8 protein-coding genes are annotated in these 12,302 nt (G+C 68.4%); 2 read left to right on the top strand and 6 right to left on the bottom strand.

Annotated elements, in window-relative coordinates; all coding sequences use genetic code 11:
- Nucleotides 1–970: 970 nt before the first annotated feature.
- The 3 genes from ABD658_RS01340 to ABD658_RS01330 all read right to left on the bottom strand — a co-directional run bounded on the left by ABD658_RS01340 (nt 971) and on the right by ABD658_RS01330 (nt 3,201).
- Complete coding sequence (locus ABD658_RS01340; RefSeq protein ID WP_344683379.1) at nt 971–1,162, bottom strand: hypothetical protein; 192 nt, start codon at nt 1,160–1,162, stop codon at nt 971–973.
- A gap of 750 nt (nt 1,163–1,912) precedes the next feature.
- Entirely contained in the window at nt 1,913–2,083 is a 171-nt protein-coding gene (locus ABD658_RS01335; protein ID WP_344683380.1) for a hypothetical protein, read from the bottom strand.
- Between the two features lie 710 nt (nt 2,084–2,793).
- Complete coding sequence (locus ABD658_RS01330; RefSeq protein ID WP_344683381.1) at nt 2,794–3,201, bottom strand: four-helix bundle copper-binding protein; 408 nt, start codon at nt 3,199–3,201, stop codon at nt 2,794–2,796.
- Between the two features lie 222 nt (nt 3,202–3,423).
- Between ABD658_RS01330 and ABD658_RS01325 the strand changes: the two genes are divergently transcribed.
- Entirely contained in the window at nt 3,424–3,666 is a 243-nt protein-coding gene (locus tag ABD658_RS01325; RefSeq protein WP_344683382.1) for a hypothetical protein, read from the top strand.
- Between the two features lie 24 nt (nt 3,667–3,690).
- A complete protein-coding gene (locus ABD658_RS01320) occupies nt 3,691–4,290 on the top strand; it encodes a phosphatase PAP2 family protein (RefSeq protein WP_344683383.1) in 600 nt (199 codons plus the stop codon).
- Nucleotides 4,291–4,462: 172 nt separating this feature from the next.
- Here the strand turns inward: ABD658_RS01320 and pyk are convergent, their stop codons facing one another.
- The 3 genes from pyk to gltB all read right to left on the bottom strand — a co-directional run bounded on the left by pyk (nt 4,463) and on the right by gltB (nt 12,217).
- Complete coding sequence (gene pyk / locus ABD658_RS01315; RefSeq protein WP_344683385.1) at nt 4,463–5,974, bottom strand: pyruvate kinase; 1,512 nt, start codon at nt 5,972–5,974, stop codon at nt 4,463–4,465.
- A gap of 125 nt (nt 5,975–6,099) precedes the next feature.
- Nucleotides 6,100–7,566 (bottom strand): glutamate synthase subunit beta, encoded by a 1,467-nt coding sequence (locus ABD658_RS01310; RefSeq protein WP_311023972.1) that lies wholly within the window; start codon nt 7,564–7,566, stop codon nt 6,100–6,102.
- The gene (gene gltB / locus ABD658_RS01305) at nt 7,559–12,217 is read right to left on the bottom strand and encodes a glutamate synthase large subunit (RefSeq protein WP_344683389.1); all 4,659 of its coding nucleotides are present in this window, start codon (nt 12,215–12,217) and stop codon (nt 7,559–7,561) included. Before gltB ends, ABD658_RS01310 begins: the two co-directional genes overlap by 8 nt.
- Nucleotides 12,218–12,302: the final 85 nt, after the last annotated feature.

Below are 12,302 nucleotides of genomic sequence, written 5' to 3'. Positions count from 1 at the left end.
TGTGCTTGCCCATGCTCGTGGCAACGCCGCTGCCCTCGGCGTCGAGGCCTGCACTGGTGTCAACGATGTCGCGAGACAGGTGTCAACTATCACTACCGGGACCCCGCGCCAGAGAGTGTCAACTATGTTCTGAGACTGGACACCGCTTCGGGCATCGGAACGACGCGGGTCGAGCGCCCATTGTGGGCGAGAGGCCCCGATTTGTGGGCGAAGAGTCAGTGCTGCGCCGTACGCGCCACCCTATGGCCGATCCGCACCCGGCACAAGAAGAACGGCCGCCCCTCCTCCACGGTGGAGTACGGTCACCGAAGCGCGTGAGCACCACGTGGACCGGCTGCGCGACATCGACGGCGCCGCCCGTGCGGACTACCGGCGCGCCATCGGCACCACGTCACCCGGTGCGCCCTGGACGCCATGCCGGTGGACAGGAGCACCGAGGGCGCGGTCACCGCCTGGCTCGACTCGCTCACGCCCGTCAGAGGCACCCAGCCGATGGCTGACAAGACGCAGAAGAACCTCCCCAGTCTGCTGTCTGCTGTCCGCTGCCCTGGCACGGCAGGTCGACGTCGGCGCCATCGGCATCCACCCGGCCAAGGGTCTGACACCGAAGATCACCACCCCGGAGAAGGATCCGGTCTACCTCTCCCCCGAGGCTGTCGAGCGGTGGGTGAAGGTGACCCTGCCCCATCTCCAAGACCTTCCGACCCACAGCGTCAGCGAGAAGGTGAACACCGCATGGGAAGCCCTGGGCAAGGTCAGCAACTCGTGCCTGGACGACGTGACAGTGGGCGCTCCTGCGACTGTCTCTTGGGTCACCTCCGCCGCCTTCGGCGGTGCCCGGGCTGCGAAGCTGTGGGCTGCTTGCCGAAGCGTCGGCGCACGAGCCGCAGGAGGAAGCGGCCGACCTTCATGATGAGGTATCGGATGATCATGATCGGATAGTAACCCACCCCACCGGGAGCCAGCCCGGTCAGCGCTCGTCCCTGGCCACGATCTCCACCACCGCGTCGGAGCAGTCCTCGTCAGTGAGGGTCTCGAGGTAGTCACGGACCTGGTCCTCGGCCTGGTCGAGGGTGCGGCACTGAGTGACGCCCACATCGACGATGTGGAGCTCCCAGCCGCCTGACCAGCGGCGGGCGTCGACTTCGTACGTGGTGCTCATGGGTACCTTCCTTCCAACCCATTGAGGCTATCCCGGCCCCGAGACAGTACCGGCCACTACCCTGGGGCCATGCCCGATCTCCGCCCCTGCCGGTGCTGCGGTGCGCTCATCGGCTGGTAACGCCGGCTCGATCACCTCACCTGGCACTCCACCATCGACCCCGAGCTCGAGACGCCCACCAGCAACCACGGTTTCCGGACCAGCTCGGCGAGTGGGTTGCGACCGACCCATGAGATGGCACGCCCAACAGTGCCCCGCGTGCGGTGTCCTGGTCGAGGAGCGGCACCTGGTCGTCCACCACGACGTCCACGCCCACCTGGATGCCCTGTCCGCCGAGTGATCCGGCCGGACATGAGAAGACCCCCGGAGCTGGCCGGCGTGAGGGGGACGCTGAATCGGCCAGGCCCGGGGGTCCGAATCACTCGCACCTTGATGAGGCAGAGCCAGTCTATGATCCACCCCTGAGAAGAACCCTGCGCCCCGCTGGCTGAAGGCTAGATGCTTGTCCGCGTCACGGACGGACCCCCTCGGACGGCGGTCTCATTCACCCACAGACACGGACAGAATCAGCATGGTTCCGGGGATGCAGGCGTCACAGACCTCTCACACGTCATTCCCGCACCCCTTCGAGCACCGGAATGACGCGGACCGACCGCCCATGGTGGGCGAGAGGCCCTGGGCCGCAGACGGAACAGGGCGCAACGACACCGAGGCGGTGAACGTCGGCCCCACGACTCGCGCGGGTCCAGTTCAGACGGCTGGGTTCGCCCGTCCAGCCCGCTGGCGGATGAAACCGACGACCAACGTGCCGACGAAGAGAACGATGCCGACGGCTGCCAGCCACATGAGGCCCTCAAACACGAACCCCACGATGGCCAACACCGCCCAAGCGATCAGCAATACCACGATGAGTGTCCACATGCTTCGAATGTACGCTTCTCCATGCTCGGCGAACAGGTGCGGTGATCGCGGATGCCGAACCGTGACCATCCCCTCGGAGCGCCCCGGGCCGACAGAGGGTTCCCCCGGCTGAACCGACGGTATCGGCGCTGGTGGCCTCGGCTGATGGCGACGCACCGTTCAGCGCCCTGGGAGCCGTCGTCTGCATGGTCGCTGCATCCGTCTCCCCGCACGAGAGTGCGCACCGCAGGCCGACCGGCGGTCACCACCTCCACCGCCCCAGCGGAGCAGTCGTGGCCGGCGAGGCTGCTGAGACAGTCCGGCACCTGACCATCGGCAACGTCCTGACGTGACATGCCGACCCGCTCCCTGCGGACCCCGTGGCCTCAGGACGTGAGAAGACCCCCGGGTCTGGCCAGCGTGAGGGGGACGCTGCGACGGCCAGGCCCGGGGGTCCGAATCACTCGCACCTTGATGAGGCAGAACCAGCCTACGGCCCGCTCCTGAGCGAAGCCCGGTGCCGCACTGACCGTCGGCTGGATGCACCTCCGCGGCGCAGGCAGAACCTGTGCGATCACCCTCTCAGGCTCCCAGATGCCGGCGGCCTCCGCATGCTTCTCGGGGTCCTGCCGTCACGATGGCGGCTGCCGCACCCCGCGACGGCTCGTCCCTGGCACGCGTCCGGCACTGGTCCGCCACCGGTGTCCCTGCTCCGCGCCGGCCCGATGGGCTCACCCGATGACCGCCAGGAGATCAGCGCACGCCTGCTCACAACGCCGGCACGCCTCCGCACAGAGGCGGCAGTGCTCATGCATCTGAGCATGGGCCTCGCAGTCCGCCGCACACTGGGCGCAGGCCGTCCGGCACGCTTCCAGCACGGCCCGGACCATGGTCAGCCCTCCCCCGGTGCGCCGACTGAGGATCGACGCGGTCGCCGCGCAGATGTCGGCGCAGTCCAGGTCGGTGCGGATGCACCCGGCCAGGTGTGCCACGTCCTCCTCCCCGAGACAGGCGTCGGCGCAGGCCGTGCAGGCCTGTGCACATTCCAGGCAGGCGACGATGCACTCCGAGAGCGCCTGCACGTCCACTCCGTCGGTGGTGTTCGGATGGCTCTGGATGAGCTCCGTGATCCGTGACATGGGTGAGACCTCCTGGTCGGTTCTGCTGCCGTCTTCGCCCCGGCACCGACGCTAGTCACCGTCCGCCGCTCGTCTCAAGGGCCCCCGGCCCGCCGCTCTCCCCAGCGGCACAGTGCGCGGAGCGCCGCGAACGATTGTCAGCGGTCCGCCCTAGTCTCAGAGTCCGCCCGGCACCGCGGCGGAGGGCTGAGGGGGGTGAGACCTGTGCGACCGTCCCGACCCATGCCGACCGAGGAGGTCCGCACCCTGTTCACGGAGGGCTGCCTCCAGCACCACAGACCGCGACCCGGCCAAGATGTCGCGTCCGTACGCCGCGCCTACGCCGCGGCCTTCGACTCCTGGCTGGCCGAGATCGTGCAGGCCTCCCGTGACGAGGGCCGCCGGGCGGCTGAACGCCATCTGGCCCGGGACGGGTGGATCTCGTGGGCCACAGCCCTGCCGCCGTCCGAAGACACCACCAGGTGATCCCGCACCGTAGAATCGTGCCCCATGCGACGCCGAGCCCGACTCCGTCTCGCTCAGGTCCTGACCGAGCTCCTGAGCCCGTCTCCCCTCATCGCCGTGCTGCTGGTCCACGTCGCGGTGGCCACCGATCCCACCTGGTGGTGGTCCTCTTCGATCTCGGTGGCGTTCCTGGCCGTCCTGCCCTGGACGATCACCCTGATGCTGGTGCGGCGGGGGGCCGCTACCGACCTCCACGTGCGGCACCGGGACCAGCGGCACCTGGTCTACGCCCTGGCGCTGGGCTCCATGCTCCTCGGCATGGCCCTGCTCCTGTTCCTGCCGACCACCTCCGACGTGCGTCTCGCGGCCGCGGTCGGGATCCTCACGCTGCTGATCGTCATGGCCGTGAACACCAGGCTGAAGATCAGCGTCCATGCCGTGCTCGCGGCTCTGGCCGGACTCGTCATCCCCGCGGGGCTGCCCGGGGCGGGCTGGTGGGTGCTGGGCGCAGCCGGTTGGCTGCTGGTGTGCTGGTCCCGTCTCACCCTCAGGCGGCACAGCGCCCTGGAGGTGATCTCCGGCAGCCTGCTCGGAGGCGTCGCGGGGTGGGCATTCCTCGCCATGGCCCCGCAGTACCCCGGCTGACCCTCCCTCTGCCCGCCGCCTGCCGCATCCGGACGACGTCGGCGACGTCGCAGACATGACGGAGCCCCGTGACATCGTGACGTCACGGGGCTCCGTTCATCGGGGTCCAGCAGGATCAACCCCAGCGGGATCACCGGCGCGGCTCAGGCCCAGCGGCCCCGACATGCTCGGCTCAGAGCGCGCTGTCTGCGCTCCGGGCCGGCCACGGGCCGACCGGCTCGCGGTTCGGCGGCGCGTCGCCGCGGCGCAAGGAATCGATGTCCGCGGCCTCCGGGATGTCGCCGATGCGGTGCACCTTGACCATGTTGGTGGTCCCGGCCTGCCCGGGGGGCGAACCGGCCGCGATGATGACCAGCTCGTCCGGCTGGGCGATGCCCTCTTCCAACAGGAGCTTGTCCACCTGGGCGGTCATCTTGTCCGTGTGGGACGCGAACTCCACCCACCGGGGCTGCACGCCCCAGCTGAGGCACATGATGTTGTGCGTGTGCTCCACATGCGTGAAGGCGAAGATCGGCTGCTCCCGGCGCAGACGTGAGAGCCGGCGAGCAGAGTCGCCGGACCGTGTGAACGTGGCGAGGTACTTCACTCCCAGCTGCTCGGCCATCTCGGCCGCCGCGCGGGTCACTGCCCCGCCGCGGGTCCGCGGAGTCGAGCCCAGCGGGGGGATGCGTCCCAGGCCCTTGCTCTCGGTCGCCTCGATGATCGCGGCCATGGTCTCCACCGTCTTGACCGGGTACTTGCCCACGGAAGTCTCACCGGAGAGCATGACCGCGTCGGCGCCGTCGAGCACCGCGTTGGCGCAGTCGGAGGCCTCCGCCCGGGTGGGGCGGGGGTTGTCGATCATGGACTCCAGGACCTGGGTGGCCACGATGACCGGCTTGGCCCAGCGCCGAGCCAGCTCGATGGCGCGCTTCTGCACCACCGGGACCTCCTCCAGCGGAAGTTCCACGCCGAGGTCCCCGCGGGCCACCATGATCGCGTCGAAGGCGTCGACGACGTCCTGGAGGGCGTCCACCGCCTGCGGCTTCTCGACTTTGGCGATGACCGGCACACGCCGGCCCTCCTCGTCCATGATGCGGTGCACGGACTCGATGTCGGCCGCATCCCGGACGAAGGACAGCGCGATCATGTCGAAGCCCATGCGCAGGGCCCACCGCAGATCCTCCTCGTCCTTCTCGCTCAAGGCGGGGACGGAGACGGCCACACCGGGCAGGTTGATGCCCTTGTTGTTGGACACCTTGCCGGGCACGACGACCTCGGTCACCACATCGGTGTCCGTCACCTCGACTGCTCGCAGGGCGACCTTGCCGTCGTCGATGAGCAGCGTGTCGCCGACGTTGACGTCGCCGGGCAGTCCCTTGAACGTGGTGGAGCAGCGCTCCTTGATGCCCTCGACGTCGTCGATCGTGATCGTGAATCTGTCACCCTCAGCAAGCTCATGCTCGCCCTCGACGAAGCGACCCAGTCGGATCTTGGGGCCCTGGAGGTCCGCGAAGATGGCCACCGCCTGGCGCAGGTCTTTGGACACCTCGCGGACGGTCCGGTACGTCTCCTCATGGACGGTGTAGTCGCCGTGGCTCATGTTCACCCGTGCGACGTCGACACCTGCCTCGATGAGCTGGCGCGTCTTCTCATAGCCGGCGGTCGCCGGGCCGAAGGTGGCGACGATCTTCGCGTGTCTCATGCCTCACCCTTGTCGTATAGGACGGTTCGATCTTCTGATCCCCTGGCACGACGTTGGGCCAGCTGGAGGGCGCACCGAATTCCGGGCGCCGACATGACAGAGCCTATCTCACTCAGGCTCGGGGCTCACCCGCTCAGCGAGATCGCCCGATCCGACGGCTTCACCGGCGCCGGGAGGCGGGAGGACCCTTCGAGGTACTCGTCCACCTCCTTGGCGGCCGCCCGGCCCTCCGCGATGGCCCAGACCACCAGAGAGGCCCCGCGGCCGGCGTCGCCGACCGCGAAGACGCCCTCGGCCGAGGTCATGTAGTCCTCCGAACGCTGGACATTGCCGCGCCGGTCGAACTCCACCGATCCCTGACCGGACAGCGTCTCCTGCTCCGCCCCGGTGAAGCCCAGGGCCAGCAGCACCAGATCCGCGGGGATCTCGCGCTCGGTACCGGGCATCGGCGTACGGGAGCCGTCGTCGTTGTACTGGGTCTCTGCGACGCGCAGCGCACGCACGTGGCCGTTCTCGTCCCCGAGGAACTCCACGGTGGAGGCCAAGTAGCGACGCTCCCCGCCCTCCTCGTCGGCCGAGGTGACCTCGAAGACCTTCGGGTCCATGGGCCACGGCTCGTGGGCGGCCCTCGACTCGGGCGGCTGCGTGCCGATCGCCAGCGTGGTCACCGAGGCCGCACCGTGGCGATGCGCGGTGCCGATGCAGTCGGCGCCGGTGTCGCCGCCGCCGAGCACGATCACGTGCTTGCCCTCGGCGTGGATCTGCTCGGGGACGTCGTCTCCGGCAAGAGCCTTGTTGGACTGGACCAGATACTCCATCGCGAAGTGCACCCCGTCCAGACCACGGCCCGGGATGGGCAGATCGCGAGGCACCATGGCGCCGGTGGCCACCACCACGGCGTCATAGCTCTCGCGCAGCGAGTCCCAGGTGATGTCCTCACCGATCGCGGTGGAGGTGTAGAAGCGGGTCCCCTCGGCCTCCATCTGGTCGATGCGGAAGTCGATGTGGTGCTTCTCCATCTTGAAGTCCGGAATGCCATAGCGCAGCAGGCCACCGAGACGGTCGTCCCGCTCATAGACGGCGACGGTGTGACCGGCTCGGGTCAGCTGCTGGGCCGCCGCCAGACCGGCCGGTCCTGAGCCCACCACGGCCACGGTCTTGCCGGTCAGCCGCTGCGGCAGCACCGGCTCCACCCAGCCGTTGGCGATCGCCTCATCGGCGATGGAGACCTCGGACTGTTTGATGGTCACCGCGGGCTGGTTGATCCCCAGCACACAGGACGTCTCACACGGAGCCGGGCAGATGCGACCGGTGAACTCCGGGAAGTTGTTCGTCATGTGCAGCCGCGAGGAGGCCTCCTCCATCTGGTCCCGCCAGATGAGGTCGTTCCACTCCGGGATCAGGTTCCCCAACGGGCAACCGGTGTGGCAGAACGGGATGCCGCAGTCCATGCAGCGGCTCGCCTGCGTCTGCACCGCACCCTTCTGCTGACGCTCGTAGACCTCCTTGAAGTCCATGATGCGCACGGGCACGGGGCGTGAGGGCCGGTCCTGCCGCTCACGGTGCTTCAGGAATCCGCGCGGGTCAGCCACGGGTCACCTCCAGGATCTTCTGCCAGGTCTCGTCCCCGTTCGGATCCAGCCCCTCGTCCAGGGCGGTGGAACGGGCACGAAGCACGGCGTCGTAGTTGCGGGGCAGCACCTTCGTGATACGGCCGAAGGCGCCCGCCGGGTCGGCCAGGAGCCGTTCGGCGACGGTCGACCCGGTCTCCTCCAGGTGTCGGCGGAGCAGGTCGAGGATGATCTGCTGGTCCTCCTCGTCCGGCGGCAGGAGCAGCAGGTCGCCGGCGGAGCGGGCCTGGGTGTTCATGCGGTGCTCGTCGAAGTCGAGCACGAAGGCCGTGCCTCCGGACATGCCGGCGCCGAAGTTGCGTCCGGTCGGGCCCAGGATCAGTGCCTGACCGCCGGTCATGTACTCGCAGCCGTGATCACCGATGCCTTCCACGACGGCCGTCGCCCCCGAGTTGCGCACCAGGAACCGTTCCCCGACCTGCCCGCGGAGGAACAGTTCGCCGGAGGTGGCGCCGTAGCCGATCACATTGCCGGCGATGACGTTGGTCTCCGCCTGGAGCGGCGCCGAGGGGTCCGGGTGGACGACGACGCGCCCGCCCGACAGCCCCTTGCCGACGTAGTCGTTGGCGTCACCCGAGAGCCGCAGCGTGATGCCGTGCGGCAGGAACGCTCCCAGGGACTGGCCGGCCTCGCCCACGAGGTCCACCTCGATGGTGTCCTGGTCCAGGGTCCTCAGCCCCAACGCCTTGGTGACCTCGTGTCCCAGCATGGTGCCCACCGAGCGGTCGGTGTTGATGATCTTGCGCTCCAGGCGCACATGCTGGCCATGGCGGATCGCCGGCTGAGCCTGCTCGATCAGCGCGACGTCGAAGTGCTTCTCCAGCTCGTGGTCCTGCCCGCCGGTGCGGCGCAGCATGGCCTGCACGGCCGGGTCCTCGGGGTCGTAGCCGCCCAGCACTGCGTCGAGGTTCAGCCCTTCCGTCTTCCAGTGGCGCTTGGCGTCGTCGAGGTCCAGGGCGTCGATGTGCCCGATCGCCTCGTCGAGGCTCCGGAAGCCCAGCTCGGCGAGATACTCACGCACCTCCTGAGCCACGAACTCGAAGAAGTTCACCACGTGGTCCGCCTTGCCCGTGTACCGCTCACGCAGCACCGGGTTCTGCGTGGCCACACCCACCGGGCAGGTGTCCAGGTGGCAGACACGCATCATGATGCAGCCGGAGACCACCAGCGGGGCGGTCGCGAAGCCATACTCCTCGGCACCCAGCAGCGCGGCGATCACGACGTCGCGCCCGGTCTTGAGCTGTCCGTCCACCTGCACGGTGACGCGCTCGCGCAGACCGTTGAGCATCAGCGTCTGCTGAGCCTCGGCCAGGCCGAGCTCCCAGGGCGCCCCGGCGTGCTTGAGCGAGTTCAGCGGAGAGGCACCGGTGCCGCCGTCGTGACCGGAGATCAGCACGACGTCGGCCTTGGCCTTGGTCACGCCGGCTGCCACAGTGCCTACACCGTTGAGCGCCACGAGCTTCACATGGACCCGCGCACCCGTGTTCGAGCGCTTGAGGTCGTAGATCAGCTGGGCGAGGTCCTCGATCGAGTAGATGTCATGGTGCGGCGGCGGCGAGACCAGCGAGACCCCCGGGGTGGAGTGCCGGGTCTCGGCGACCCACGGGTAGACCTTCTTCCCCATGAGCTGGCCGCCCTCACCGGGCTTCGCGCCCTGGGCCATCTTGATCTGCAGGTCATCAGCGTGGGTCAGGTACTGGCTGGTGACGCCGAACCGGCCGGAGGCGATCTGCTTGATCGCGCTGCGCCGCTCCGGATCCACCAGGCGGGCCGGGTGCTCGCCGCCCTCACCGGTGTTGGACCGTGCCTTGAGACGGTTCATGGCGATCGCCAGCGTCTCGTGAGCCTCCTGGGAGATGGAGCCGTAGCTCATCGCCCCGGTGTTGAACCGCTTGACGATCTCACTGACCGGCTCGACCTCGGAGACCGGGATCGGGGCGCGGCCGCTGGTGAAGCGGATGAGACCGCGCAGGGTCATCAGCGCCTGGGACTGGTCGTCCACCGCCTTGGTGTACTGCTTGAAGATGTCATAGCGACGCGACTTCGTGGAATGCTGCAGCTTGAAGACCGTCTCGGGGTTGAACAGGTGCGGCGGACCTTCGCGCCGCCACTGGTACTCTCCCCCGATCTCCAGCTCGTCACCGCGCCCGAGGTCGTTGCCGTCCTGCGGGTAGGCCTTGGCGTGACGGGCCAGGGCCTCCGCAGAGATGACGTCCAGACCGACCCCGCCCATCGGCGAGTGGGTGCCGGAGAAGTACTGGTCCACGACGTTCTGCGCCAGACCGATCGCTTCGAAGGTCTGCGCCCCGCAGTAGGAGGCGACCGTGGAGATGCCCATCTTGGACATGATCTTCAGCACGCCCTTGCCGAGGGCGGTGAGCAGGTTGTGCACCGCCTGGGACTCGGTGACCCCGGTGATCTCCCCGCGCCGGACCATGTCCTCGGCGGACTCCATGGCGAGATACGGGTTGACCGCGGCCGCACCGTAGCCGATCAGGCAGGCCACATGGTGGACCTCGCGGACGTCGCCGGCCTCCACGATGAGCGAGGCACGGGTCCGGTTGGCGGACTTGAGCAGGTGATGGTGGATCGCCGAGAGCAGCAGCAGCGAGGGGATCGGGGCCCACTGGGCATTGGAGTCGCGGTCGGAGACCACGATGTAGCCCACTCCGCGGTTGACCGCCGCGGAGACCTGCTCGCACAGGTCACGGATGCGCTGGCGGAACTCCTCCTCCGAGCTGCCCACCCGGTAGAGACCGCGCACCTTCATGGCGATCTTCTGACCCTCGTCGCTGCGGATGTTCGCGATCTTGGCGAGCTGGTCGTTGTCGATGACGGGGAAGTCCAGGGCGACCTGCTTGGCCGTGACCTTCTCCGTGGTCAGCACGTTGCCGTTGGGGCCGATGTGCAGCCCCAAGGAGGTCACCAGCTCCTCGCGGATCGCGTCCAGCGGCGGGTTGGTCACCTGGGCGAAGTTCTGCACGAAGTAGTCGAACAGCAGCCGAGGTCGGTCCGCGAGGACGGCGATCGGCGTGTCCGTACCCATGGCACCGATAGGCTCCGCGCCGGTTGAGGCCATGGGACCGACCAGGATGCGCAGCTCCTCATGCGTGTACCCGAAGGTCTGTTGACGCAGGCGGACCGACTCGGTGGGGTGGCGCACGTGCAGCCGCTCCGGGAGGTCCTCCAACTCGATGAGGTTCTCCTCGACCCATTCCTGCCAGGGCTGGGAGGAGGCGAAGCCGGACTTGATCTCCTCGTCCTCGATGATGCGCCCCTCGACCGTGTCGAGGAGGAACATCATGCCGGGAGCCACACGCCCCTTGCGCACGATCGTGGAAGGATCGAGGTCGACGACGCCGACCTCCGAAGACATCACCACGAGCCCGTCGTCGGTCACCCAGTAGCGCGCCGGGCGCAGTCCGTTGCGGTCCAGGACCGCGCCGACCTGCTGACCGTCGGTGAAGGCGATGGCCGCCGGACCGTCCCAGGCCTCCATCAGCATGGAGTGGTACCGGTAGAAGGCCCGCAGGTCCGGGTCCATGGACTCGTGGTTCTCCCACGCCTCAGGAACCATCATGCGCATGGCCTGGGCCAGCGGACGGCCCGAGAGCATCAGCAGCTCAGCGGCCTCGTCGAAGGACGTGGAGTCGGAGGCCCCCGGCGTGCAGATCGGGAAGAGGTACTCGGGGTCCTCGCCGAGCAGCTCTCCGGCCATCATGGACTGGCGGGCACGCATCCAGTTCCGGTTGCCCTTGACGGTGTTGATCTCCCCGTTGTGGGCGATATTGCGCAGCGGCTGCGCGAGGGGCCACGAGGGGAAGGTGTTGGTGGAGAACCGCGAGTGAACGATGCCCAAGGTGGTCTTGAAGCGCTCGTCGGAGAGGTCCGGGAAGAAGGGCTCGAGCTGCGCCGTGGTGAGCATGCCCTTGTAGGTGATCGTCTTCGACGACAGCGACGGGAAGTAGACGCCCAGCCGGTTCTGGCCGCGCTTGCGCAGCCGCCAGGCGCGCTGGTCCAGGGTTCCGGAGGCGGAGAAGCGGAACTCCTCAGAGTCCTCCTCGGCCAGCGCGACGAACAGCTGCCGGAAGTGCGGCATCGATTCCCGGGCCAGGGTCCCGATCATCGAATCGTCGATGGGGACCTCACGCCAGCCGATGACCGTCAGCCCCTGCTCCGCCGCCAGATCTTCCAACGAGGCGCACATCTGCTCCCGCTCGGACTCGGACTGGGGCAGGAAGGCCGTGCCGACTGCGTACTCGCCCGCGGAGGGGAGCTCGAAGTCGACCACCGCCCGGAAGAATTCGTCCGGCACCTGAGTGAGCAGGCCTGCACCGTCGCCGGTACCCACGTCACTGCCGACGGCACCGCGGTGCTCGAGGTTGCGCAGAGCGACCAGGGCGTGGTCGACGATGTCGTGACCGGGCTCACCGCGCAGCGTGGCGATGGCGGCCATCCCGCAGTTCTCGTGCTCGTTCTCGGGGCTGTAGAGCCCCGCCTTCTCCGGGTACGCGGAGAACCGCACGAACGGGCTGACGACGCCGTCGTCGGCACCCGGCGCGACGTCGGCGGGAGCCGAGCTGTGCGTAGCCGACAATCCCTTTGTGGACATGACGGTGTTCCTTCCTCCGCATACGGACGTTCCATGGGAGGGGACATCATCGACCCCTTATGAGCTGGAGTGACGCAGGTCGACC

Origin of the sequence: Nesterenkonia aethiopica (genome assembly GCF_039534665.1) — a bacterium.
GTDB lineage: Bacteria > Actinomycetota > Actinomycetes > Actinomycetales > Micrococcaceae > Nesterenkonia > Nesterenkonia aethiopica.
This window is presented reverse-complemented; position numbering and strand designations above follow the sequence as displayed.

What these genes read in the sequence shown, in the direction of transcription:
- ABD658_RS01320 (WP_344683383.1), top strand. Translation starts at nt 3,691, where the DNA reads ATGCGACGCCGAGCCCGACTCCGTCTCGCTCAGGTCCTGACCGAGCTC.
- pyk (WP_344683385.1), bottom strand. Translation starts at nt 5,974, where the DNA reads ATGAGACACGCGAAGATCGTCGCCACCTTCGGCCCGGCGACCGCCGGC.
- ABD658_RS01330 (WP_344683381.1), bottom strand. Translation starts at nt 3,201, where the DNA reads ATGTCACGGATCACGGAGCTCATCCAGAGCCATCCGAACACCACCGAC.
- ABD658_RS01340 (WP_344683379.1), bottom strand. Translation starts at nt 1,162, where the DNA reads ATGAGCACCACGTACGAAGTCGACGCCCGCCGCTGGTCAGGCGGCTGG.
- gltB (WP_344683389.1), bottom strand. Translation starts at nt 12,217, where the DNA reads ATGTCCACAAAGGGATTGTCGGCTACGCACAGCTCGGCTCCCGCCGAC.
- ABD658_RS01335 (WP_344683380.1), bottom strand. Translation starts at nt 2,083, where the DNA reads ATGTGGACACTCATCGTGGTATTGCTGATCGCTTGGGCGGTGTTGGCC.
- ABD658_RS01325 (WP_344683382.1), top strand. Translation starts at nt 3,424, where the DNA reads ATGCCGACCGAGGAGGTCCGCACCCTGTTCACGGAGGGCTGCCTCCAG.